Annotated in this window: 22 protein-coding genes and 1 tRNA gene; 10 read left to right on the top strand and 13 right to left on the bottom strand. The window is 66.4% G+C overall.

Annotated features, from left to right (window positions below; all coding sequences use genetic code 11):
* The first annotated feature begins 173 nt into the window (after positions 1-173).
* The 5 genes from M0208_RS15765 to M0208_RS15745 all read left to right on the top strand — a co-directional run bounded on the left by M0208_RS15765 (position 174) and on the right by M0208_RS15745 (position 4730).
* The gene (locus M0208_RS15765) at positions 174-497 is read left to right on the top strand and encodes a DUF6285 domain-containing protein (protein WP_258892619.1); all 324 of its coding nucleotides are present in this window, start codon (positions 174-176) and stop codon (positions 495-497) included.
* Positions 498-702: 205 nt separating this feature from the next.
* A complete protein-coding gene (locus tag M0208_RS15760) occupies positions 703-1887 on the top strand; it encodes an acyl-CoA dehydrogenase (RefSeq protein ID WP_258892618.1) in 1185 nt (394 codons plus the stop codon).
* A 2-nt stretch (positions 1888-1889) separates the two neighbouring features.
* A complete protein-coding gene (locus tag M0208_RS15755) occupies positions 1890-2999 on the top strand; it encodes a CaiB/BaiF CoA-transferase family protein (RefSeq protein ID WP_258892617.1) in 1110 nt (369 codons plus the stop codon).
* 64 nt (positions 3000-3063) lie between these two features.
* Complete coding sequence (locus M0208_RS15750; protein ID WP_258892616.1) at positions 3064-4185, top strand: CaiB/BaiF CoA-transferase family protein; 1122 nt, start codon at positions 3064-3066, stop codon at positions 4183-4185.
* An 8-nt stretch (positions 4186-4193) separates the two neighbouring features.
* Positions 4194-4730, top strand: a complete 537-nt coding sequence (locus M0208_RS15745; RefSeq protein ID WP_258892615.1) for a (2Fe-2S)-binding protein — start codon at positions 4194-4196, stop codon at positions 4728-4730.
* A 134-nt stretch (positions 4731-4864) separates the two neighbouring features.
* Here the strand turns inward: M0208_RS15745 and M0208_RS15740 are convergent, their stop codons facing one another.
* Both M0208_RS15740 and M0208_RS15735 read right to left on the bottom strand, forming a co-directional pair.
* Positions 4865-6124 carry an MFS transporter gene (locus M0208_RS15740; protein WP_258892614.1) on the bottom strand — a complete coding sequence of 420 codons (1260 nt, stop codon included), beginning with the start codon at positions 6122-6124 and terminating at the stop codon, positions 4865-4867.
* Positions 6121-7449, bottom strand: a complete 1329-nt coding sequence (locus M0208_RS15735) for a dicarboxylate/amino acid:cation symporter (RefSeq protein WP_309547038.1) — start codon at positions 7447-7449, stop codon at positions 6121-6123. Before M0208_RS15735 ends, M0208_RS15740 begins: the two co-directional genes overlap by 4 nt.
* Positions 7450-7549: 100 nt before the next feature.
* Between M0208_RS15735 and M0208_RS15730 the strand changes: the two genes are divergently transcribed.
* A complete protein-coding gene (locus tag M0208_RS15730) occupies positions 7550-8173 on the top strand; it encodes a glutathione S-transferase family protein (protein WP_258892613.1) in 624 nt (207 codons plus the stop codon).
* Here the strand turns inward: M0208_RS15730 and M0208_RS15725 are convergent.
* The 3 genes from M0208_RS15725 to recJ all read right to left on the bottom strand — a co-directional run bounded on the left by M0208_RS15725 (position 8139) and on the right by recJ (position 10558).
* Complete coding sequence (locus M0208_RS15725) at positions 8139-8678, bottom strand: GNAT family N-acetyltransferase (RefSeq protein WP_258892612.1); 540 nt, start codon at positions 8676-8678, stop codon at positions 8139-8141. The two genes, M0208_RS15730 and M0208_RS15725, sit on opposite strands and share 35 nt — an antisense overlap.
* Before the next feature lie 2 nt (positions 8679-8680).
* Positions 8681-8755: transfer RNA gene (locus M0208_RS15720), tRNA-Glu, on the bottom strand.
* A 69-nt stretch (positions 8756-8824) separates the two neighbouring features.
* Positions 8825-10558, bottom strand: coding sequence for a single-stranded-DNA-specific exonuclease RecJ (recJ, locus tag M0208_RS15715; RefSeq protein WP_258892611.1), 1734 nt, complete (start codon positions 10556-10558; stop codon positions 8825-8827).
* 176 nt (positions 10559-10734) lie between these two features.
* Between recJ and M0208_RS15710 the strand changes: the two genes are divergently transcribed.
* Complete coding sequence (locus M0208_RS15710) at positions 10735-11283, top strand: TetR/AcrR family transcriptional regulator (protein WP_258892610.1); 549 nt, start codon at positions 10735-10737, stop codon at positions 11281-11283.
* Between the two features lie 154 nt (positions 11284-11437).
* Here M0208_RS15710 and M0208_RS15705 read toward each other — a convergent pair whose 3' ends face one another.
* The 6 genes from M0208_RS15705 to M0208_RS15680 form a co-directional block, all read right to left on the bottom strand.
* Entirely contained in the window at positions 11438-11845 is a 408-nt protein-coding gene (locus tag M0208_RS15705) for a hypothetical protein (protein ID WP_258892609.1), read from the bottom strand.
* Between the two features lie 91 nt (positions 11846-11936).
* Entirely contained in the window at positions 11937-12617 is a 681-nt protein-coding gene (locus tag M0208_RS15700; protein WP_408988110.1) for a 2OG-Fe(II) oxygenase, read from the bottom strand.
* Positions 12618-12734: 117 nt separating this feature from the next.
* Positions 12735-13616 carry an RcnB family protein gene (locus M0208_RS15695; RefSeq protein ID WP_258892607.1) on the bottom strand — a complete coding sequence of 294 codons (882 nt, stop codon included), beginning with the start codon at positions 13614-13616 and terminating at the stop codon, positions 12735-12737.
* A gap of 109 nt (positions 13617-13725) precedes the next feature.
* A complete protein-coding gene (locus tag M0208_RS15690; RefSeq protein ID WP_258892606.1) occupies positions 13726-15315 on the bottom strand; it encodes an AMP-binding protein in 1590 nt (529 codons plus the stop codon).
* Positions 15312-16874: an acyl-CoA synthetase gene (locus M0208_RS15685; protein ID WP_258892605.1), complete on the bottom strand. Its 1563-nt coding sequence runs from the start codon at positions 16872-16874 to the stop codon at positions 15312-15314. Before M0208_RS15685 ends, M0208_RS15690 begins: the two co-directional genes overlap by 4 nt.
* Positions 16875-16931: 57 nt before the next feature.
* Positions 16932-18185: an acetyl-CoA C-acetyltransferase gene (locus M0208_RS15680; RefSeq protein ID WP_258892604.1), complete on the bottom strand. Its 1254-nt coding sequence runs from the start codon at positions 18183-18185 to the stop codon at positions 16932-16934.
* 81 nt (positions 18186-18266) lie between these two features.
* Here M0208_RS15680 and M0208_RS15675 point away from each other — a divergent pair, with 81 nt between their 5' ends.
* From M0208_RS15675 to M0208_RS15665, 3 genes are read left to right on the top strand one after another with little or no spacing between them, the layout of a single operon-like run.
* Positions 18267-18848, top strand: a complete 582-nt coding sequence (locus M0208_RS15675) for a TetR/AcrR family transcriptional regulator (protein WP_258892603.1) — start codon at positions 18267-18269, stop codon at positions 18846-18848.
* The gene (locus M0208_RS15670; RefSeq protein ID WP_258892602.1) at positions 18845-19804 is read left to right on the top strand and encodes an NADPH:quinone oxidoreductase family protein; all 960 of its coding nucleotides are present in this window, start codon (positions 18845-18847) and stop codon (positions 19802-19804) included. Before M0208_RS15675 ends, M0208_RS15670 begins: the two co-directional genes overlap by 4 nt.
* Positions 19805-19829: 25 nt before the next feature.
* Complete coding sequence (locus tag M0208_RS15665; RefSeq protein WP_258892601.1) at positions 19830-21437, top strand: choline dehydrogenase; 1608 nt, start codon at positions 19830-19832, stop codon at positions 21435-21437.
* Positions 21438-21473: 36 nt separating this feature from the next.
* On the opposite strand, the gene M0208_RS15660 is transcribed toward M0208_RS15665, so the two are convergent.
* Together M0208_RS15660 and M0208_RS15655 are read right to left on the bottom strand one after the other, a co-directional pair.
* Complete coding sequence (locus tag M0208_RS15660; RefSeq protein ID WP_258892600.1) at positions 21474-22961, bottom strand: MFS transporter; 1488 nt, start codon at positions 22959-22961, stop codon at positions 21474-21476.
* Complete coding sequence (locus tag M0208_RS15655; protein ID WP_258892599.1) at positions 22958-24433, bottom strand: tryptophan halogenase family protein; 1476 nt, start codon at positions 24431-24433, stop codon at positions 22958-22960. The genes M0208_RS15660 and M0208_RS15655 overlap by 4 nt, the downstream gene beginning before the upstream one ends.
* Positions 24434-24509 lie beyond the last annotated feature (76 nt).

The following is a 24509-nucleotide window of genomic DNA, read 5'->3' as shown; positions in this document are numbered from 1 at the left end:
CGCCCCATCCCCAAGCACCACCCCGGCGAAAGCCGGGGCCCAGTTGCAAGCGATCAGTTGGCGCTCTCATCGCTCCCTTTCATCCACCTCGGCGACTGGGCCCCGGCCTTCGCCGGGGAGGTCCGAAAATTCGAGGCGACGGCAACATGATCACCCACCCCACCGCGCAAGCGTTGATCGAGGGCGTCGCCACGTGGCTCCCGTTCGATGGCAGCGCGACGACCTTCGGCCTCCGTGTCGCCCGCAATGCGCTGGAGATCGCCGCACGCGACATCGCGCTCTCCCCCGCCGCCGACGCGCGTGCAGCCGAACGGATGCGCAAAATCCTCGATCGCGAAGGCGCCCGCGAGGAACTCGACACCGCCCTGGTCGACGCCATCCGCTCGGGCATGATCGCCCCCGACGACCCGGCCCTGATCGCCCACATGAAAGCCTGCGCGCTCGACATGCTCGCGATCGACCAGCCGAAATACGCGCACGAACTTACCGCTGCATAGCGAAACGCCGTTTTCCTACAGACCCATAGACGTGATATGCAGTCCACCGATCTTTGAAATCCCCGAATAGAAACGATCGACTACGATCGTTTCCCCCTCGCCGTCCGATGCCGTTTTGGCCTAACCTTAGCCTAACTTTCCGCGCCCCGCCGGGCTGGACATCCGCCGCCATTCCCCCGAAACGCGCGGGCAAAAGGAGACTGACATGGCCGGCATGGGCCCCTTCGACTGGGCGGACCCGTTCCTGATCGACGATCAGCTGAACGACGACGAACGCATGATCCGCGACACCGCGGCGGCTTATGCGCAGGAAAAGCTCGCCCCGCGCATCATCGACGCGTTCGCCAACGAGGTAACCGACCCTGCGATCTTCCGCGAGATGGGCGAACTCGGCCTGCTCGGCCCGACCATTCCGGAGGAATATGGCGGCGTCGGCGCCTCCTACGTCGCCTACGGCCTGGTCGCGCGCGAGGTGGAGCGGATCGACAGCGGCTATCGCTCGATGATGAGCGTCCAGTCGAGCCTCGTCATGTTCCCGATCAACGAATATGGATCGGAGGAGCAGAAGCGTAAGTATCTGCCGAAGCTCGCGACCGGCGAATGGATCGGCTGTTTCGGGCTGACCGAACCCGATGCGGGCAGCGACCCCGGCGGCATGAAGACCCGCGCGACGAAGGTCGACGGCGGCTACCGCATTTCCGGCAGCAAGACGTGGATCAGCAATTCGCCGATTGCCGACGTGTTCGTGGTGTGGGCGAAGAGCGACGCGCACGGCGGGGGCATCCGCGGCTTCGTGCTCGAAAAGGGCGTGAAGGGCCTCAGCGCGCCGAAGATCGAGGGCAAGCTGAGTCTGCGCGCGTCGATCACCGGCATGATCGTGATGGAGGACGTGGAGGTCGGCGAGGACGCCCTGCTGCCCGACGTCCAGGGGCTGAAGGGGCCGTTCGGCTGCCTCAACCGCGCGCGCTACGGGATTTCGTGGGGTGCGTTGGGTGCAGCCGAATTCTGCTTCCACGCGGCGCGGCAATATGGCCTCGACCGGCAGCAGTTCGGCCGTCCGCTCGCCGCGACGCAGCTGTATCAGAAGAAGCTGGCCGACATGCAGACCGACATCGCGCTTGGGCTGCAGGCGAGCCTGCGCGTCGGCCGCCTGATGGACGAAGGCCGGTTTGCGCCGGAGATGGTCTCGATCGTGAAGCGCAATAACGTCGGCAAGGCGCTGGATATTGCGCGGCAAGCCCGCGACATGCACGGCGGCAACGGCATTTCGGGCGAATATCAGGTCATGCGCCACCTGATGAACCTGGAGACGGTCAACACCTACGAAGGCGCGCACGACGTCCACGCGCTGATCCTGGGCCGCGCGATCACGGGACACGCGGCGTTCTGAGCTTGGCGAAGGAGACCCCCCTCAACGGCATCAAGGTCGTCGAACTCGCCCGCATCCTCGCCGGACCGTGGGCGGGGCAGATCCTTGCCGATCTCGGCGCGGAGGTGGTGAAGGTCCAGTCCCCCGCGGGCGACGACACGCGCACGTGGGGGCCGCCGTTCGTCGACCACGACGGCGACCATGCCGCGGCATACTATCACGCGTGCAACCGCGGGAAATCGTCGATCGTCGCGGACTTCACCAACTCCGACGACGTGGCGCGGGTGATGGAGCTGATCGCCGACGCAGACGTGGTGATCGAGAATTTCAAGGTTGGCGGGCTGGTCAAATACAGCCTCGACTACGCCAGCCTCGCCGCCGAACACCCGCGGCTGGTCTATTGTTCGATCACCGGTTTCGGGCAGGATGGCCCCTACGCCAGCCGCCCCGGTTACGACTTCATCATCCAGGGGATGGCCGGGATCATGTCGCTGACCGGCGAACCCGACGGCGCGCCGCAGAAGATCGGCGTCGCCTTCGCCGACATCATGACCGGGCTGTATGCGACGATCGGCATCCAGGCCGCGCTGCTGATGCGCGAGCGGACCGGGCGCGGGCAACAGGTCGACATGGCGTTGCTCGACACGATGACCGGCGTACTGGCGAACCAGGCGGCGAATTATTTCGCCAGCGGCGAGAACCCCGCGCGGATGGGCAATGCGCACGCCAATGTCTCGCCTTATGCGGTGTTTCCGACGAACGACGGGTGGTTCATCCTCGCGGTCGGCAACGATGCGCAATACCGGCGGTTCGCCGCGATCGTCGGGATCGAGGAAGACGCGCGCTGGGAAACGAACGGGGGCCGGATCGAGTACCGCGATCCGTTGTTCGCGCTGATCGAGGCGCGGACGCGGACGTTCCTGCGCGACGATCTGCTGGCGAAACTGGAGGCGGCGGGCGTTCCGGCGGGGCCGATCAACACGGTCGAGCAGGCGCTGAACGATCCGCAGGTCGTCGCGCGGGGCATGGTCCTGCCCGCCAACGACAGCCGCCCGATCGCGGGTCTTCGCACGCCGATCCGTTTTTCGGATGCGGACCTTGCGCTCGATAGGGGTGCGCCGCCACTCCGCTAGCATAACTTTTGTTGTGCTCCACCGCCGCCCGCGATACCCATTCGCAAAATCGATGGAGAGCAATGTGGCCAATCCCCCCCTGCACGGCATCCGCGTGGTCGAATTCGCCGGGATCGGCCCCGGCCCGTTCGCGGGGATGATGCTGGCCGATCACGGCGCGGAGGTGATCCGCATCGATCGCCCGTCGAAGGGCGGCGGGATCAGCATCGACAGCAAGGATCCGCTGCTGCGGTCGCGTAAGTCGATCGGGATGGACCTGAAAAACCCCGACGCCATCGCCGCGGTGCGGAAGATCGTGCGGGGCGCGGACGCGATCATCGAGGGGTTTCGCCCCGGCGTGATGGAGCGGCTGGGCCTTGGCCCCGATGTGCTGCTCGCCGACAATCCGCGGCTGGTGTACGGCCGCATGACCGGCTGGGGGCAGACCGGCCCGATGGCGCCGGAACCGGGCCACGACATCAATTATATCGCGATCTCAGGCGCGCTCCACGCCTTCGGGCGGAAGGGCGAGAAGCCGACCCCACCGATCAACATGGTCGGCGATTTCGGTGGTGGGGGGATGTTCCTGGCCTTCGGGATGCTCGCCGCGCTACTCCATGCGAAGGCGACCGGCGAGGGACAGGTCGTCGATGCGGCGATGACCGATGGCTCTGCGGTGCTGATGACGATGATGTGGGGGTTCCGCGGCATGGGCCGGTGGAGCGACGAGCGCGGCACGAACCTGCTCGATACCGCGGCTCATTTCTACGACACGTATGAAACGAGCGATGCGAAGTTCATCTCGCTCGGCGCGATCGAGCCGCAATTCTACGCCGAGTTCCGTCAGGTCATGGGGCTGAGCGACGACAAATGGTCGGCGCAGATGGACGCGCGGCAATGGGGTCCGTTGAAGGACGAACTGACCGCGCTGTTCCGGACGAAGACGCGCGATGAATGGACTGCGGCGTTCAAGGGCCACGACGTGTGCTTCGCGCCCGTGCTGGGCTTCGACGAAGCCTATGATGACGCACATAATCAGGCGCGCCAGACCTTCGTCACCGCGGGTGGGTGCAAGCAACCCGCCCCCGCGCCGCGCTATTCGGCCAGCACGACGGTCGCGCCACAGATGCCGGGCGACCGCACAGACGCGACGGTGCTGCGCGATCTCGGGTTCGATGATGCGGAGGTCGCCGCACTCGGCTACTGACGCTTTCCATGACGAAGCTGACGGTCAACAACGAAGCCATCGAATATCGCATGGACCCGCAGACGCCCCTGCTCTGGGCGCTGCGCGACGCGTCGAATCTGACTGGCGCGAAGTACGGCTGCGGCACAGGAAGCTGCGGGGCGTGCACGGTCGATATCGACGGGCGCGCGGTGCGATCATGTCAGGTCACGATCGCGGCGGTCGAGGGCAGTTTCGTTACGACGATCGAAGGCCTGTCGCGCGAACGCACGCACCCGGTCCAGCTCGCAATGATCGCCGAGAACGTGACGCAATGCGGCTTCTGCATCCCCGGCATCGTCATGGCCGCCGCGGTGCTGATCAAGGCGAACCGCGATCCGAGCGAGGAAGCGATCCGCGCGAGCATCACCAACCTGTGCCGCTGCGGCATCTATCCGCGGCTGGTCGAGGCGATCCAGCGCGCCGCACGGGCGAACCGCGGGGACGAAACGCTACCCGCAGGGCCGCGGCCGGGGATCGATGCGAAGGACGCCGCGCGGGTCGTTCCGGCGCTTAGTCCCCGCTGAATCCTACCCGGGACGGGGAGGTGGCACGCCGAAGGCGTGACGGATGGGGTTCTCCGCGAGCGATCCGCCTGTGGCCCACCCCCTCCACCAGCTTCGCTGGTCCCCCTCCCCTCCCCGTCCCGGGGAGGAGTGCCTCAATCCTCCACGATCCGGCTATGGTCGCGCGTGTCGCGCATGCGCAGATACACGATCAGCGAGACCCCGATCATCGCGGTGACGTACCAGTAGAAGCCCCGCTCCCACCCCGCATCCTTGAACTTCAGCGCCACTAGTTCCGCGGTCCCGCCGAAGATCGTGTTCGCGATCGCATAGGGCAAAGCCACGCCCAGCGCGCGGATGTGGGCGGGAAACATCTCGGCCTTCACCACCCCGCTGATCGCGCTGTAGCCGCTGACGATCACCAGCGCGCCCATCACCAGTAATCCGGCCATTAGCGGATCGCGCACGCTCTCCAGCGTCACGAAGATCGGATAGGTCGCCAGCACCCCCAGCACCCCGAACGACACCATCAGCGGCTTGCGCCCGACGCGGTCGCTGAGCGCGCCGACCGCGGGCTGCAGGCACATGAAGCCGAACAGCGTCGCCGCGCTGATCCGTGACGCGGTCTCGCGGCTGAACCCGCTCGTGTTGACGAGGAATTTCTGCATGTAGATCGAGTAGGCATAGAAGGCGAGCGTACCGCCCGCGGTCAGCAGCATCACCGTGATCGTCTCGCGCGGATGCCGGGTCAGTAGCGCGAGAAAGCTCGATTTCTCAGCCGTCCGGTTGGCGAAGCTCTCCGTCTCAGCCAAGCCGCGGCGGATGTAGAACACCGCAATCGCCAGCACACCGCCGATCGCGAACGGGATGCGCCAGCCCCATGCATCCAGCGCCGCCTCGCTCATCACCGATTGCAGCACCAGCAGCACCGCGAGCGCAACCAGCTGCCCCGCGATCAGCGTGACATACTGGAAACTGGAAAAGAACCCGCGGTGCTTCTTCCCCGCCATTTCCGACAGATACGTCGCACTCGCGCCATATTCGCCGCCGACCGACAGCCCCTGCATCAGCCGCGCGAGCACCAGCAGCGCGGGCGCAAACACGCCGATCGTCTCATATCCCGGCGTCACCGCGATCAGCAGCGACCCGGCACACATCAACGTCACCGACAGCGTCAGTCCTGCCTTGCGCCCCCGGCGGTCGGCATAGATGCCCATCATCCATGCGCCGATCGGCCGCATGACGAAGCCGACCGCGAACACCACCGCCGCGCTCAGCAACTGCGCGGTACGGTCGCCTGCGGGGAAGAAATGCGGCGCGAAGTACAGCGTGAACGCGGCATAGGCATACCAGTCGTACCATTCGACCAGATTGCCCGTTGAGCCGCCGACGATCGACTTCAGCCGCGGGCTCACGGCGCAACCTCACCCGTCGGCAGATCCTCGACCGGCGGCAGCTTCCCCGCCAGCGCGGCGGCGAGTTGCTCCTTGTCGAGCATCCCCTCCCACCGCGCGACGACCAGGGTCGCCACCGCATTGCCGACGAAATTGGTGAGGCTACGGCATTCGGACATGAATCGGTCGACGCCCAGGATCAGCGCCATGCCCGCCACCGGCACCGTCGGCACGATCGACAAAGTGGCGGCCAGCGTGACGAAGCCCGCGCCGGTCACCCCCGCCGCGCCCTTCGACGACAGCATCGCCACACCCAGCAGCAGCAATTGCTGGCCCAGGGTCAGATCGATGTTGGTCGCCTGCGCGATGAATAGCGCCGCCAGCGTCATATAGATGTTGGTGCCGTCCAGGTTGAACGAATAGCCGGCGGGCACGACCAGTCCGACGATCGATTTCGGCGCGCCCGCGCGCTCCATCTTCTCGATCAGCGCGGGAAGCGCGGCCTCGGACGACGACGTGCCGAGCACGAGCAAAAGTTCGGCCTTCAGGTACGCGATCAGCTTGAAGATCGAAAAACCGCACAGCCAGCCGACCAGCCCCAGCACGACCAAAACGAACAGCAATGACGTGAGGTAGAAGGTTGCGACCAGCCCGGCGAGATTGGCCAAAGTCCCGACGCCGTAGGTCGCGATCGTGAACGCCATCGCGCCGAATGCGCCGACCGGCGCGGCCTTCATCAGGATCGAGACGAGCTTGAACACCGCGATGCTGATGTCCTCCAGCACCGAGACGACGCGCGCGCCGCGGTCGCCGATCAGGGTCAGCGCGATGCCGAACAGGATCGCGACGAACAGCACCTGCAGGATGTTGCCGTCGGTCAGCGCGGACACGAGCGTGTCGGGGATCACCGACAGCAGGAATCCGACCAGCGACGTTTCATGCGCCTTTGCGGCGTAACCGCTGACCGCGCCCGCATCGAGGGTAGCGGGGTCGATGTTCAGCCCCGCGCCCGGCCGCATGACATTGGCGACGATCAGCCCGACGATCAGCGCCAGCGTGGAGAAGAACAGGAAATATCCGAACGCCTTTGCCGCGACGCGCCCGACGCGCGCGAGATCGCGCATTCCGGCGATGCCGGTGACGATCGTCAGGAAGATCACCGGCGCGATGATCATCTTCACCAGTTTGATGAAGCCGTCGCCCAGCGGCTTCAGCGCGGCACCGGCTTGCGGGTAGAGATGCCCGACCGCCACGCCCAACGCGATCGCGATCAGCACTTGCACGTAGAGGTGGGCGTACCAGGGATGGCGGTGCGGCGGCAGCGCGGCGGTTTCGGGTAGCATCATCGTCCCCGCCGCGTGGGTGCGGCGGGGGCGGGTGTAGCGGGCACGCCGCGCCACGCAAATCCTTCGTTCCCAACACGCCGACGCCTGCTAGGCTTGGTCGATGATCGAACTATGGCATTGCGCCGATGCGCGCTCGTTCCGGGCGCTCTGGGCGCTGGAGGAAATGGAGTTGCCGTACCGGCTCCACCTGCTTCCGTTCCCGCCGCGTATCCGGCAACCCGAATATCTCGAGGTGAACCCGCTCGGCACGATACCGTTGCTGGTCGACGGGAATACGCGGATGACCGAATCGGCGGCGATCACCGAATATCTCGCGGTGAGATACAGCCCGACGCCGCTCGCCGTGTCGCCCGACGAGGCCGACTACGGCGCGTGGCTCGACTGGCTGCACCGCGGCGAGGCGACGCTGACTTTCCCGCAGACGATCGTGCTGCGTTATCGCCATCTGGAGCCGAAGGAGCGGCGCATCCCGCAGGCGGCGGACGATTATGCGCAATGGTTCCTGTCGCGGTTGCGCCACGTCGACCGGGCGCTGGCCGACGGGCGGGAGTGGCTGGTCGCCGGTCGTTTCACGATGGCCGACATTTCGGTTGGCTATGCATTGTTGCTGGCGGACAGCCTTAAACTGGACAGCCGCTTCTCGCCGCTCGTCGCCGCTTATTGGGAGCGCCTCAGCGCGCGACCCGGATTCATTGCGGCGAAGGCGGCGCAGCCAGCGGCTTGAGCAGCACGACGAACGCCAGGTCGCGCGTGCGCGGCACGCCGAAGCGCGGATCGTCGAGCGGGAACGGACGCTCCTCGCCGGTCAACGCATAGCCGCGGCGTTCGTAATAGGCGATCAGCTCGCGCCGCTGACGAATCACCGTCATTTCAATCGCCTGCGCCCCGAACAAGACGACCGCATGATCCTCGGCCGCGGCGATCAGCTTCGCGCCCAGGCCACCCGCCTGACGGTCGGGATCGACGGTCAGCAGCCCGAGATAGGCGCGCCCGCTGCCCACCTTGCTGATCTGGACGCAGCCGATCAGCGTATCGCCGTCGAACGCCGCCAGGATGCGCCGGTCGGGATCGGCGAGCGTCTCGGCCAACGCCTCGAGATCGGTGCGCTGCCCGTCCAGCAGGTCAGCCTCATGCGTCCAACCGGCGCGCGCCGCATCACCGCGGTACGCGCGCTCGACCAGCGCATGAAACGCGGGCAGGTCTTCGCCGGTAGCGTATCGCACTTGCATGATGGTGACCCCTACGGGGCTCGAACCCGTGTTTCAGCCGTGAAAGGGCCGCGTCCTAACCACTAGACGAAGGGGCCGTGAAGGCGAGGTGCGCGGTACGGAATTGATTCGCGGCGGTCAAGCGGGCTTGCCGCGCATTTTCGTCATCAGTCCGCCCATGCCGCATCGTCGACGTGCAGTTCGGCCGAAGGACGCTGCGCCCAATCGTCGACCTTCGCGCGGCCGGCGAGCCAGAATTTGCGGTGCGGGGCAGCCCCCAGTAGGGCCGCACCGAGCGGGGTTTCGGCGGCGCGGAAGGCCATCGCCTTGAGGCTGCGCCCGTCGTCGCCCGCGACGATTGCGCGAACGTGGCCGTTGCCGACGACATCGACCTTGATCGCGCGCACCGGGCCGATCGCGACGCGCGGCTGCGGCCAGCCGGTGCCGTAGGGGCCGCCCTGATCGAGCGCGGCGACCAGATCGGGCGTGACGCCGCCCGGCGCGATGACCGAATCGACCAGCAAGGCGCGATCGGCGCGGGCGGTTTCAACGCGTGATTCGAGCAGTTCGTTGAGGAAATCCGCGAACGCCGCGACGTGTTCGGCGGCAATCGTCAGCCCGGCCGCCATCGCGTGTCCCCCGCCTGCGACGAGCAGCCCGGCCTCCTTCGCCGCCAGCACCGCCGCGCCGAGATCGACCCCGATGATCGATCGGCCCGAACCCTTGCCGACGCCGTTTTCGTCCAGCGCGATGACGATCGCGGGCCGACCGAGCTTTTCCTTCAAGCGCCCGGCGACGATTCCGATCACGCCGGGGTGCCAGCCCTGCCCCGCGACGACGACGACCGACCGGCCTGCGTCGATCGTTGCCTCCGCGCCTTCCTGCACGACCGCCTCGATCGCACGACGCTCTTCGTTCAGGCGGTCGAGTTCGGCGGCGATCGCGCGCGCCTCGGCCGGGTCTTGCGTGGTCAGCAGCCGGACGCCGAGATCGGCGCGCCCCACCCTGCCCCCGGCGTTGATCCGCGGACCGAGCGCGAAGCCCAGATCGGTGGCGGTCGGCGCACGGGTCAGGCGCGACGCCTCGATCAATGCGGCGACGCCGATGTTGCGGCGCGCGGCCATCACCTTCAGGCCCTGCGCTACGAAGGCGCGGTTCAGCCCGCGGAGTTGCGCGACATCGGCGACGGTGCCGAGCGCGACCAGATCGAGCAGGTCGAGCAGTTTCGGCTCGGCGCGTCCGTTGAAGAAACCGCGCCCGCGCAATTCGCGCACGAGCGCCGCGCCGAGCAGAAAGGCCACGCCGACCGCTGCGAGATGGCCATGCGCCGCGCCTTCGCCCTCATCGAGCCGGTTGGGGTTCACCACCGCGTGCGCGCGGGGCAATTGCGTCGCGCATTGGTGGTGGTCGACGACGATCACCTCGACCGGGGCGGCGGCGAGCGCGTCGAACGCCTGCGCGCCGCAGTCGACCGTCACGATCAAGGTCGCGCCTTCGTCGGCCAGCCGTTGCAGCGCCGGGGCGTTCGGGCCGTAGCCCTCTACCATCCGGTCCGGGATGTACGGCCGGGCCTCGACGCCCAGATCGCGCAGCAACAGGACCAGCAACGCGGCGGAGGTCGCGCCGTCGACGTCATAGTCGCCGAAGATCGCGATCTGCTCGTTCGCCTGAACCGCGCCGGCAATGCGCGCGGCGGCCTTGTCCATGTCGCGGAAGATCGACGGATCGGGCATGAACGCGCGGATCGACGGCGCGCGATGCGCATCGAGCGCATCGCGCGGACAGCCGCGCGCGAGCAGCAATTGCGTCACCAGATCGTCGGGCGCGAGATTGTCCGCGGCGAGCGACCGCCAGCGCCACGGCTGCCCCATGATCGAGCGGTCGATGTTGAGGACGTTCATGCGCGAATGTTGTGAATGTTGAGACGGTGGCACGTTTTTTCACGGCCCCGCGGGAACGCCGCTGAATCAACTGGTGAACGGAGATGATCTGCGAATGTGGGCATCGCAGCGACCATGACACGGAACAGGTGTTGTAGGACAGCACGCGTTCCATCGCGCCTGCATTCGTGCGACGAATGACGGTGGAAACGGCATATCGGGACAAGCTGACAGTGGTAAAATCGGACGATCGACGCGCGGCGATGCTCGATGCGCTGGCCGATCACGTCCTGGCGCACGGCCTGTCGGGGTCGAGCCTGCGCCCGCTGGCCAAGGCGGCGGGGATCAGCGACCGGATGCTGCTATATTATTTTCCTGATAAAGCGGCGGTGGTGGCGGCGACGCTGGAGGTGGTCGCGGCGCGGCTGACCGCGCTGATGGCCGAGCGGACCGGGTCGGCGAGATTGCCGCTGGAGACGTTGCGGCGGGAACTGGCGGCGTTCCTGCTCGACGACCGGTTGTGGCCGTACATGCGGCTGTGGCTGGAGGTGGCGAGCCGCGCGGCGCGCGATCCGTTCTATCGCGCGGTCGGAGAGCGGATCGGGCGCGGATTCCTGGCGTGGGGCGCGGCGCAGCTCGATGGCGGCGACAACCCGAAGGACGCGGCGCGGTTGCTGGTGACGATCGAGGGGATGGTGTTGCTGAAGAGCCTGGGCATGGAGGATGTTGCGGCGCTGGCGGTTTGATTTCTAATCCTCCCCTGCAAGGGGAGGTGGCGCGAAGCGCCGGAGGGGTGAAGACCTATCGATAGTGCGACACCCCTCCGTCAGCGCTGCGCGCTGCCACCTCCCCTTGTAGGGGAGGATTTTTCGCAACCTCTTCGTTCAGGGCTTCAATTCCTCACCGCCCCCGGCTCATCACGACCGCCAACATTAGCGCAACCCCCGCGCCCCAGAGGATCGCCGCTCCCGCCCCCGCCGTATTCGCGCCGTACAGCGCCGGAAAATACGCCAGCGCCAGACCGTCGAGCAGACCCGCCACACCGGTTGCGACCGCCACGCCATAGACGGTCTTGTCGCGACGAAGGGCCGCGAGGCGGCGGATCAGCGGAATGAAGGGGACGGTGCCCGGAATGATCAGCGCGTAGAATATTGCCACGCCGGTCCCTTCCAGCGCACCGAACGGCTCGACCGCGCGGATCAGTAGCGCGGCGAGGAACCACAGGGTCGCGCCGATCGTCGCGACGATCGCGAGTTGCGTGGCGGAAAGCTCGTTAGGATGCGCAACTGCGGCGGGGATGCTGGCCATCGATCGTCTCCGTAGCGGATGCTACGAGCGTCAATAGCGCGATGTAGCGGGCGCTACAATACGTCGGTTGGCCGTGCGGAGCGTGGGCAAATCACGCCGCCAGCCATCGCTCCTCGCGAAACCATTTCGTGACGATGTATTTGACGCCTTCGACGACCTCAGTCCCCTCATGGATGGTCATCGGGTTGGGGCTGCCGTCGCCCTGCATATTGTCCCACGCCAGCAACAGCCCCTGCTGCGGCGCGACGCGCAGGCCGGCTTGCGGGAACCAGGTCGCCCCGCCGTCTTCGACGTCGTTCAGGTAAATCATCGCGGTCCACGTGCGCTGCCCGCCCGCCTGCTTGATCCGCTCCCAATAGCTTTCGCCCTGGTGAAAATAATCGTGGTGCGCGCGGAAATGCTGCCCTGGCGCGTAGCGCTGACCCTGCATCGTCTCGCCGTTTTCGGGTGCGATGCCGAGCAGGGCAGCGATCGATTCGTCGATCGGCTGGACGCTGTCGGACCAGCGATCCATGTCGCAGCTTTCGCTGGTGCGGAACGTCGCGTCGCCGCGGTCGCTGAGCAGGGTGGAGGGGCGACGGTTCCTGTCGATCATCGTGATCAGCCGACGGCACGCCCGCGCATCGAGGAAGTTCTTGATGCGCCACGCGGCGACCTTGTCGCTCGGCAGGCGTTGCGCCGCGGGGTGCGCCTCCAGCCGCGCGGCGACACCCGTGCCGATCGCGGCGCGAGTGGCGGAGGGTAGTCCGGGCACGGAATGAGTGGTGGCCATACGCGATCATTTGCGCGGGATGGCCGACGACACAAGAGGTTGGAGAGAGGCGGGCGGGTCTAGGGGACCGCCCGCCTCTCTCCTGACCGCTCCGCGCGAACGCGGAGCGGAAGACGTTTACCAGAAGATTCCTTCGATCACGTCGACGACTTCGCCGCTGTACGTGTCGACCAGCAGCGCGTCGTTGTAGTAGCGCACCCACTGGTAGGGCTCGTAGGCTTCGGGCAGGCGGTACGAATACGGATCGCTGATCCAGTAATTCTGCGAGAACAATACCTGATTCAGCGTCGAACCGATGCCGAAGCGCCGGTAACCGCTGTTCCAGCCGTAAGGCGCGTAATAGCGCGGCAGGCGGAAGGCGTTGCGGTTCGACTGACGCCAGTTGTTCCAGTCGTAGCGGCGATCGCTGCGCCAGCCGCGGTTCCAATTGCCGCGGTCGTCGCGATTATAGCCGCGCTGGTTCTGCCAGTTGCGCTGATTCTGCCAGTTGCCCCGCTGATCGAACTGACTGCGGTTGTTCCAGTCGTTGCGATCATTGCCGCGATTGTTCCAGTCGCGTCGATCGTCACGACGGTCTTCGCGCCGGTCCTGCACGCGTTTACGATAGTCGCCGTCGTAGGCCATCCAGCGACGATTGTTCTCGCGCGCCGCCTGGCGCTGAGCGTCGTCGCCCCGGTCCTGCCCGGCGAGCCGTTGACGCCCGACCGGACCGTCGCGGCGCTGTTCGATCATCTGTTGACGTTGCGCCTGGCTTTGCTCGATCGCAGCACGGCGGGCGTCACGCGCCTGAAAATCCGCGCGAGGTTGCGATTCGATCCGCTCCGGGCGCTGCTGGCGCTGTTCGACGCGCATCGCGCGCTCTGCTTGACGCGCCTCGCGATTCTCGGAACGTTCGGCGCGACCGCCGCGATCACCGCGTTCGCCACGGTCCTGCGCCGCCGCCGCCATCGGCAGCAATGCGACCGCGGCCATCAACGCTCCAACGATCTGCTTCTTCATCTCGTTCACTCCACTGCCGGCGCACCTGCCGACCCCTGTCGATGAGGCGCTTATCGACGAGTCGTGGCGAACCGATGCTGAACCGCGCCGTCAGCGAAATGACAGCTTTCTATGCGACGCCCGCCAACGACTTCGCCTTTGCGTAATCGGCCTTGCCGTTCGGCGCGCGCAGCGACGTCTCGGTCGCGACCAGCAGCTTCGGCTGCTTGTAGCCCGCCAGTTTGCTGCGCAGCATATCGCGGACGTGACCCTCGTCGTACCCGACCGCGCGTTGCACCACCGCGGCAACCGCCTGCCCCCATTTCGGGTCGGGCACGCCGAAGACGAGCGCGTCATCGACGCAGGGACACAATTTCAGTGCCTCCTCAATCTCTTCGGGGAAGATTTTCTCACCGGCCGAATTGATGCACGCCGAGCCGCGCCCGAGCAGGACTAGCGTGCCGTCGGCGTTCACCTGCGCGAAATCGCCCGACACGGTGTAACGCGCGCCGTCGATGATGCGGAACGTCCGCGCGCTTTTTTCCGCGTCCTTGTGATATTCGACCGGGTTGGGCGGACCGAGCACGACTTTTCCCGTCACGCCCGATCCGGGGATGACATCACGGTCGTCGTCATCGAGCACGCGGCAGCGCGGGGAGACGATGAACTTCGCGGTTTCCACCGTGCCGTCCCGGGTGGTCAGCGACGCGCCCATGCCGATCGCCTCGGACGAGCTGAAATTATCCTGGCACGTCGCGTCGGGCATATGACGGATCAGCCCGTCCTTGACCCCTTGAGTCCACATCACCCCGGACGACACGATCAGGCGCACGCTCGAGACATTCCAGCGATCGGGCTCGGCATCGAGCGCGTCGAGGATAGGCCGGGCGAAGGCGTCGCCGACGACGATCAGGCGATTCGCCTGCCAGTTGTGGATCGCATCCAGCGCCTCTTCGGGGTGGAAACTGGTGCTGGGCAATGTCGCGACGAATCCGCCTGCGAGCAATGCGCCGTATGCGCTGAGCAGGCCGGTGCCGTGCATCAGCGGCGGGCCGCAGACGGTTTTCGGATAATCGGGATTGGCGGCGGCGAATTGCGCGGCCTGCGCGACCGAATCGGGCACCGGCAACCCCTGCGACGCGGCGACCGCGAGGCCGATCGCGTTGATATCGGCATGGGTCCACACGACGCCCTTCGGCATGCCCGTCGTGCCACCGGTGTAGATGAAGAACCGGTCGTGCGGATCGCGTTCGATGCCGAGCGCCACGCCGTCGCCCTCGATCAGATCGTCGAAGCGTTCGGCAAAGGCGGGCGCATCCTCGCCGCCGATCTCGACATAGGTTCGCACCAGCGGCGACTTGTCCACCACCGCGGCCACGGCTTCGCGGAGGCGGCCGTCATAGACCAGCACGGTCGCATCGCTGTCGGCCAGAATGTAAGCGAGTTCGTCGGCGACATAGCGATAGTTGACGTTGACGTGCGTCGCGCGCGCCTTCCAGCAGGCCATCAGCGCGATCAGATAGTCGGCGGAATTATAGGCGTAGAAAGCGAACCGGTCGCCCGGTTGCAGTCCGCGCGTCACCAGCGCGCGCGCGAGGTTGTTGGAACGACGGCGGAGGTCCGCCCAGGTGACGGTCTGACGCCCATGCGCCAGCGCGATGCGATCGGGCGGGATCGCCGCTTCGACCGCCTCGATCATGTCGCCGAAGTTCCAGCTCATGCTGCAGCGCCCTCGACGAGCGGTTTCTTGCCCCAATATTCGTCGCGCAGCAGGCGCTTGTAGAGTTTCCCCGTATCGTGCCGCGGCAGTTCGGCGCGGAAATCGATCCGGCGGGGAGTCTTCACATGGCTCAAATGCGCGCGCGCGAATTCGGTCAGTTCGGCGGCCAGCGCGTCGCCCGCCTCGGCCATGTCGCGCGGCTGAATCACCGCGACGACCTCCTCGCCCATCTCGTCATGCGGTGCGCCGATCACCGCCACGTCGGCGACCTTCGGATGCGTCACCAGCAGGCTTTCGATCTCGGCCGGATAGATATTCACCCCGCCCGAAATGATCATGAAGCTCTTGCGGTCGGTCAGCCAGAGATAGCCGTCCTCATCCACCCAGCCCACGTCGCCGAGCGTCGTCCAGCCGTGCGAGTCGGTCGAATCCGCGGTCTTTCCCGGATCGTTGTGGTACGAAAACGTCCGCTCGCCGGTGGGGGATTCGAAGAAGATCGCGCCCTCGGTCCGCGGCGGCACTTCGTTGCCCTCATCGTCGCAAATGTGCGTGATGGTGGTCAGGTTGCGCCCGACCGAACCCTTGTGCGTCAACCATTCCGCGGACTGGATCGCGTGAAAGCCGTTGCCTTCGGTCCCGGCGTAATATTCGCCGACGATCGGCCCCCACCAGTCGATGATCGCCTGTTTCACCGGCACCGGGCAGGGCGCGGCGGCGTGCCACACCGCCTTCAACGACGAGATGTCGTAGCGCGCGCGAACATCGTCCGGCAGTTTCAGCATCCGCACGAAATGCGTCGGCACCCACTGTGCATGGGTGACGCGGTATTGTTCGATATAGTGGAGCGCCTGCTCGGCATCGAATCGTTCCATCACGATCACGGTGCCACCCATCTGCTGCACCGCCATCGACCAGCGAAGCGGCGCGGCATGGTACAACGGTGCCGGGCTGAGATAGACCATGTCGGGGGTCCAGCCGTACAGTCCCTGCCCCAGCATCACGAGCGGCGAGACGTTCACGCCCAACGCCCCCTCGGGCAAGGCGAAGCGCACGCCCTTTGGCTTGCCGGTCGTGCCCGACGAATACAGCATGATCTGCCCCGGCGAAGGATCCGCAATCGGCGTCGCCGGTTGCGCATCGCGCGCGGTTTCGTAGCTGTCGAATCCGTCGGCCACGCCGCCTACCATCAGGCATTTGAGATCGTCGATCTTGGGACGGAGTTCCGAAGCGCAGCGCGCCGTCGCGATCGACGCGACAAACACGCGGCAGTCGCCGTCGCGGATGATGTATTCGGCTTCCTCGACCAGCAATTTGGACGAGATGCAGGTGACGTACACGCCGGTCCGCTCGGCCGCCCAAAGCAATTCCAGATAGCGCGCGTTGTTGTCCATCATCACCGCCATCGCGTCCCCACGCCGCAGCCCGAGCGAGCGGATCAGGTGCGCGCCTTGGTTCGCGCGCGCATCGAGTTCGGCGTAGGTGACCGTCTCGCCCGTGCCCGCCATGATATAGGCGGGCTTGTCGGGCGTCGCGGTCGCATGGGCGACCGGGTGCAGCATATTCTCTCTCCGCCTTGTCGACGGGACCGCGTCTGGCGCGCAGTTCCCGTCAGATAATCAGATGCGCTCGATGATGATCGCCGGTGCCATCCCGCCCGCGGCGCACATCGTCACGAGACCGTAGCGGCCACCCGTCCGCTCCAGTTCGTCGAGCACGGTGCCGATCAGGATCGATCCGGTCGCGCCGATCGGATGGCCGAGCGCGATCGAGCCGCCGTTGACGTTAACCTTGGCGCGATCGAGGTCGAGGTCGCGGATGAATTTCTCCGCCACCACCGCGAAAGCCTCGTTGATCTCCCACAGATCGATGTCGTCCTTGGTGAGGCCAGCCTTCGCCAGCACCTTCTTCGCGGCCGGAACCGGCGCGTTGAGCATCAGCGTGGGATCGTCGCCGATGTTGGCCATCGCGACGATCTTCGCGCGTGGTTTCAAACCGTGCGCGTCGGCATATTCCTTCGACGCCAGCAGGACCGCCGCCGCGCCGTCGACCACGCCCGACGAATTGCCCGCGTGATGGAAGTGCTCGATCGTCAGGTCGGGATATTTCGCGTTGATCTGGCTGCGGAAGGTCGTGCCCCTCTTGTCATAGGGCATATCCGCCATCGCCGCGAACGACGGCTTCAGCGCGGCGAGTCCCTCCGCGGTGGTTTGCGGCCGGGGAAACTCGTCCTTCGCCAATACGACATTGCCCGCATCGTCGACTACCGGCACGATCGACTTGTCGAACCGCCCCTCGTCCATCGCGATCTTCGCGCGGCGCTGACTTTCAAGGCCGAGTGCGTCGAGCGCCTCGCGGTCGATCCCCTCCATGCTGGCGATCGCGTCGCCGCAGATGCCCTGGTGCGATTGCGGGTGCGTTTCGTTCAGCCGCGTGTTGCCCGATCCCATCAGACCCGGCGCCTTGCCCGCAGCCTGATCCTCCGCGCTCATCGCGGCGGTCAGGCTCATCATCTCGGTCCCGCCGGCGATGACCAGGTCTTCCATCCCCGACATGATCTGCGCTGCTGCAAAATTCACCGCGGTGATCCCGCCGCCGCAGAAGCGGTCGAGCGTCGTGCCGCTGGCCTTCACGTCATATCCGGCGTCGAGCGCGGCCATCCGGCCCATGTCGCCGCCCTGCTTGCCGCGTTGCGTGCTGGTCGACCAGATGATGTCGTCCACCTCCGCAGTATTCAGGTTGTTGCGTTCCTTGATCGCCTTCAGCACGGTCGCGGCCAGATGCTGCGGATGCATGTCGGCCAGCGCCCCCTTGCCCTGCTTGCCGATGCCACGCGGCGTGCGGCAGGCGTCGATGATATAGGCGTCGGGCATACGGGCTCTCCAGAATCACGTCAGCGCGCGGCACCTTTACCGGCGCGGAGTTCCAGCATAACCTTCGTTATGGTCGAAGCGATGTCAAGCGTAACCCCAACTGCCGCAGCCCCCGCCCGCAGCAATGATCTCACCCAGCGCGATTGGCTGGAGGCGGGGCAATCGTTGCTTAGGCGCGGCGGTCTGCGCGCGCTGAAACTGCGCCCGCTGGCCGACGAACTGCGCGTGTCGACGGGCAGTTTCTATCATCATTTCGGTGATTTCGACGCCTATCAGGGGCGACTCGCGACCTATTTTGCGGAGACGCAGGTGGCCGACATGGTCGCGTCGCTGAAACGCGCGACGCCCGACCCGATCGACCGCATCCGCCTGCTGGGGCAGACGGTACGGCGGCGCGGCCTGTCGCGGCTGGGCATCGCGATGCGCGCCTGGGCGGAAAGCGACCCGCGCGCGCGGCTGGCGGTGGACAAGCACGATGCGGAGTTGCTCGGCTTCATCGGCGATTGCCTGGAGGACGCGGGCTTCGACCGCGGCGAGGCCGATATCCGCGCCTATGCGCTGATGATGCTGGGCCACGGCAAGATCCACGCGCCGCATCTCGACATGGAGACGCTGTTCGAATCGTTGCTCGGGATACTCGCGACAAAACCGAAGGCGGCATGAAGGCGGTCGTCGTCGCCGCGCTGTCGGACGATTTGTCCGGCACCGCATTGGCCGATGTTCCGGAACCAGTCGCGAAGCTGGGTCAGGTGCTGATCCACGTAAAGGCGGCGTCGCTGAACTTTCCCGACCTGCTGATGACGAAGGGCGAATATCAGTTGAAGCCGCCCCTGCCGTTCACGCCTGGGATGGAGATTGCGGGCGAGGTGATCGCGGGGGACGGCTTTGCGGCGGGCGATGCGGTGGTCGCGGGCACGCGGCTGGGCGGTTTCGCGGAGATCGTCGCGGTCGATGCCGACGCGGTGCGCGGAAAGCCTGCGCATCTGTCGTTCGCCGAAGCCGCCAGCGTAGGGACGGCGTATCTCACAGCTTACGTCGCGCTGGTGCGGCTGGCGGCAGTGCAGCCGGAGGAATGGGTGCTGGTCCACGGCGCGACCGGAGGGGTCGGACTGGCCGCGGTCGATCTGGCGAAGGCGCTCGGCTACCGCGTGATCGCCACGTCGCGATCGATGGAGAAACTGTCGGTCGTGATGGACGAATATTCGCCCGACGCGGTCGTCCCCGCGCCCGGTTTTCGCGAGGCGGTGAAGGATCTGACCGGAGGCGGCGCGAACGTGATCTACGATCCGGTCGGCGGCGACGTGTTCGACGAATCGACGCGCTGCATCGCGTTCGGCGGGCGCTTGCTGGTGGTGGGGTTTACCTCCGGGAGGATCGCTACGGTTTCGACCAACATGCCGCTGATCAAGGGCTTCTCGGTCGTCGGCGTGCGCGCGGGCGAATATGGGCGGCAGTTCCCGGACAAGGGCCGCGAGAATCTGGCGGCGGTGTGGAAGCTGGCGGAGGATAAGAAAATTCGCCCCCGCGTGCACGCCGAATATCCGTTGGCGGATTGGCGTAGCGCGTTTGCGGCGATGCAGGACAGCGAGATGGTCGGGAAGCTTGTGCTGGTCCCGTGAGATAAAGAGAAAAGTGGAGAGAAGAATGCCCGGTTACGATTACGTCATCATCGGCGGCGGTTCGGCCGGGTGTACGCTGGCCGCGCGGCTGTCCGAAGACCCCGCGGTCAGCGTCTGCCTGCTGGAGGCGGGCGGCGCGAACAAGGAGATGCTGGTGCGGATGCCGGCGGGCGTCGGCAATCTGATCAAGGCGAAGGGCAAGCATAATTGGGGCTTCTGGACCGAGGCCGAGCCGCACATGGACCAGCGCCGCCTGTGGTGGCCGCGCGGCAAGGGACTGGGCGGATCGTCGTCGATCAACGGCATGGTCTATACCCGCGGGCACCCGCAGGACTTCGACGAATGGCGGCAGATGGGGCTGAGTGGCTGGTCGTGGGACGACGTGCTTCCCTACTTCCGCAAGCTGGAGGGGCATCATCGCGGCGGCGATCTGCACGGAGCGGAGGGGCCGTTGCGCGTGTCGGCGGGCGAAAGCGACAGCCCGTTCCACGATGCGCTGATCGAGGCCGGGCGGCAGGCGGGGTATCCGGTGACGCCCGACTTCAATGGCGCGCAACAGGAGGGGTTCGGGCGCTACGATTTGACGATCTCGAACGGCCAGCGCTGGTCGACCGCGGCGGCGTATCTGCGGCCGGTCGAGACGCGCGCGAACCTGACCATCGTCACCGACGCGCGGACGACAAGGATCGTCGTCAGCCGCGGGCGCGTCCGGGCGGTCGAATATGTCACCGGCAAGAAGCTGGAACGCGCCGAGGTTTCGGGCGAGGCGTTGCTATGTGCGGGTGCGGTGCAATCGCCGCATATCCTGCAATTGTCGGGGATCGGCGCTGCGGATCGCTTGCGTGCGGCGGGGGTTCAGCCGGTCCATGACCTGCCCGGCGTCGGGGAAAATCTGCAGGATCACCTGGACATCATTCTGAGCTGGCGCGCGCGGGGACTGACCACCGCCTTCTCCGCGACGAAGGGGTTGCGGCAGTTAAAGGTCGGCCTCGAATATCTGACGCGCGGGACTGGGCTCGGACGGCAGCAATTCCTGGAAAGCGGCGCGTTCGTGTGTTCGCGCGAGGGACTGTCGCGGCCCGACGTGCAGATCCACGGCGTGCTGGCGATCATGCGCGACCACGGCAAGGTGCGCGTGAAGGAGGACGGCTTCTCTTTCCATTTGTGCCAACTGCGCCCCGAAAGTCGCGGGCGGATCGGCATCGCCTCGGGCGATCCGCTGGCCGATCCGTTGATCTACGCGAACTATCTGGCGAGCGAGGTGGACCGCCGCGTGATGCGCGAATGCGTCAAGATCGGCCGCGACGTGGCGAGCCAAGTGGCGCTCGATCCTTATCGCGGCGATGAACTCGCGCCGGGCCGCGATATCCAGACCGACGCACAGATCGACGCCTGGGTCCGCGCGACCGCCGAGACGATCTACCACCCGGTCGGCACCTGCAAGATGGGCGCGGACGGCGACACGATGGCGGTGGTCGACGAACGGCTGCGCGTGCGCGGGCTGGACGGCCTGCGCGTGGTCGATGCGTCGGTGATGCCGACGCTGGTGGGATCGAATACCAACGCCCCGACGATCATGATCGCGGAGAAAGCCGCAGACATGATACGGGAGCGGCAGGTGGTGACCGCTTAGCGTAATTCCTCCCCGGCACGGGGAGGAATTTTAGAATCAGTCCACCTTCACCCGCGTCATCGCCGCCGCGGCCGCCAGCATCACCACCGCCGCGAACGCCATCGTCCACACCGGCTCGGTCGGGAAGAAATGTCGCACGATCGTGCCCATCACGGTCGCGACCAGCAATTGCGGGATCACGACGAAGACGTTGAACAACCCCATGTAGATGCCGAGCTTGGATTGCGGCAGGCTGGACGCCAGAATCGCATAGGGCATGGCGAGGATCGAGGCCCAGGCGATGCCGATGCCGATCTCCGACACCAGCAGCCAATACGGATCGCGCACGACCAGGAAAGATGCGAAACCCGCCGCGCCCAGCACCAGCGCGACGATATGCGTCCGCGCCTTGCCGAAGCGGCGCGCGAGCGGCTGCAGCACGAACAGCGCCGCCAGCGCCGCGACGCCGTTGTAGGCGGCGAACAGGATGCCGGTCCAATTGCCCCCCGCATTGTACGCCGCGCTCGCCGGATCGACTGAGCCGAACGCGTACTGCGCGACTACCGGGGTGGTATAGATCCACATGATGAACAGCGCCGACCAGCTGAAGAACTGGACCAGCGCGAGCCGCTTCATCACCGGCGGCATGCCCGCGAAATCGCCGACGATGTTGGTCAGCAGATTGTCGTGACGCCCGCGTGCATGGAGCGCGATCGCGCCGAGCCGCGCGACGCCATAGGCCGCGACCAGGACGCCGAGCAGGTATAGTTCCTTCTCCAGCCCGGCAACCGCGACGACACCCGCAATCGCCAAGCCCGCTGCGATCCAGGCAAGGCCGGTCGCGGTGGACGATGGCGGCGCTGGCGGCGCAGCGGCCTTCGCATCGCGCCCCTCGAACGCGGCCAGTTCGGCGGGCGAATATTCCTTCGTCGTCAGCACGGTCCACATCACCGACGCGAACAGCGCCGCGCCGCCGATGTAGAAGCTCCAGCGCACCGTATCCGGCACGCCTTCAGCCGCGACATTCGTCACGCCGAACCGGTCGAGCAGCCACGGCGTCGCCGACCCCACCACCGCGCCCGCGCCGATGAACGCGGTCTGCAACGCATAGCCCGCCGTATGCTGATCCTTGTCGAGCATATCGCCGACGAAGGCGCGGAAGGGCTCCATCGAGATGTTGAGCGACGCATCGAGCATCCACAGCATCAGCGCCGCCGCGAACAGGGTCGGCGCATTCGGCATCCCGAAAAGCGCCAGCGCGGCGAGTACCGCGCCGGCAAAGAAATACGGCCGCCGCCGCCCGAACCGTCCCCACGTCCGGTCGCTGTAATGGCCGATGATCGGCTGGACGAGCAGCCCGGTCAGCGGCGCGGCGATCCACAATACCGCCAGATCGTCGAGGCTCTCGCCGAGCGACTGGAAGATGCGGCTCATGTTCGCATTCTGCAGCGCGAAGCCGATCTGGATGCCGAAAAACCCGAAACTGATGTTCCACAGTCCCGCAAGGGATTGCCGCGGACGGCCGAGCGTGACGGGGGCGTTCATGCGGATTCCTTGGTCGCGAGCAGCGCGTCATGCGGGGTGAAATTCAGCGCGCAGCGGCGCAGGAAGTCGTCGATCCCGTCGCTTGACACGTCGGCGGGGCGAAGGCGGGCGGCGTTGGGGAACGTGCCGTAACCCGCGAACAGGCAGCCCCATGACAGCGGCGCGTAGTAACGCGCGATGTCCTGATGCGCGATCTCCGCGGTCAGGTCGCGGCCGGTGAACCATGCGGTCATCAGTGACTTGAGCGAATCCGAGAGCCGGTCGTGCGCGGCATTATCGCACCAGTATGGCGTATCGGTGCGCTGGTTCATGCGGTAATGCGCGACGATGTAATCGCGGATTCCTTCGTACCGGCGCGCGATCGTGGCGTTGAAGGTGCTGCGATGTTCGGGGGTGAAGCCGCCGTCCTCGTAACTTTCGATGAAGCCCTCGACCGTCGCCTGCACGATGTGCAGCGCAGTCGCCTCCAGCGGTTCGATGAAGCCCTGCGCCAGCCCAACCGCGAGGCAATTGCCACGCCACGTATCGGCGACGCGGCCGACCTTCATCTCCAGGTGCCGCGCGGTGCCGTCGTCGCCGACGCCGAGGTGGGCGCGGAGTTCGGCTTCGGCTCCGTCGGGATCGCAGTAGCGCGAGGAGTATACGTAGCCGTTGCCGGTGCGCGAGGTCAGCGGAATGTCCCACACCCAGCCGTTCTTCATGGCGGTGGCAGTGGTGTAGGGCTTCGTCGCGGCCTCCGCGGAGGTGGGCATCACGACGGCGCGATCGTTGAACAGGTTTTCGCCGAAGTTGACGAAGGGCACGCCCAACGCCTGTTGCGCGAGGACGGAGCGGAAGCCGCTGCAGTCGACGAATATGTCGGCACTCACCTCTTCGTCACCCAGCGAAAGTTTGCGGATGTTGCCACTCTCATCGACCGATGTGTGCACAACGGTGCGCGGGAGGTGACGCACGCCGCGTCCGATCGCGTGTTCGCGCAGCACCGCGCCGACCAGATGCGCGTCGAAATGATAGCCGTAAGCCGCGTCGAACGGGAACGTCTCCGCCGCGATCGGCCCGAGGCCTTCGCGGGCGAGACGGGTGTTGAGGAAGAAGCGGTCGGGGTGCGCGGGCACGTCATGCCCGGTGCGGCGTGCGTGATGCGCGGCGTGGAACGCGCCTTCGGTATGCACGTCCACATCGCTGGCGAAGGGGTGGAAGTAACGATCGTATCCGCTCGCGTCGGACCAGCCGCGAAACTCGATCCCGACCTTGTAGGTCGCGTTCGCCGCGGGCATCCAGTCGGCCTCCGCGATGCCGAGCGTGCGGAAGAAAGCGCGCAGTTGCGGGGTCGATCCCTCCCCCACACCGACGATGCCGATGTCGGGGCTTTCGATCACGGTGATGGTCGAGGCGGGCCACGCCTTCGCCATCAGGCACGCCGCCATCCATCCGGCGGTCCCGCCGCCGAGGATGACGATCGAGGGGGTCATGCCGCCCATCTCCCAAGCTCCACCCCGGCGAACGCCGGGGCCCAGTCGCCGCGAACTCGATTGGCGCGTTCGACGC

The organism is Sphingomonas sp. SUN019 (assembly GCF_024758705.1).
GTDB lineage: Bacteria > Pseudomonadota > Alphaproteobacteria > Sphingomonadales > Sphingomonadaceae > Sphingomonas.
This window is presented reverse-complemented; position numbering and strand designations above follow the sequence as displayed.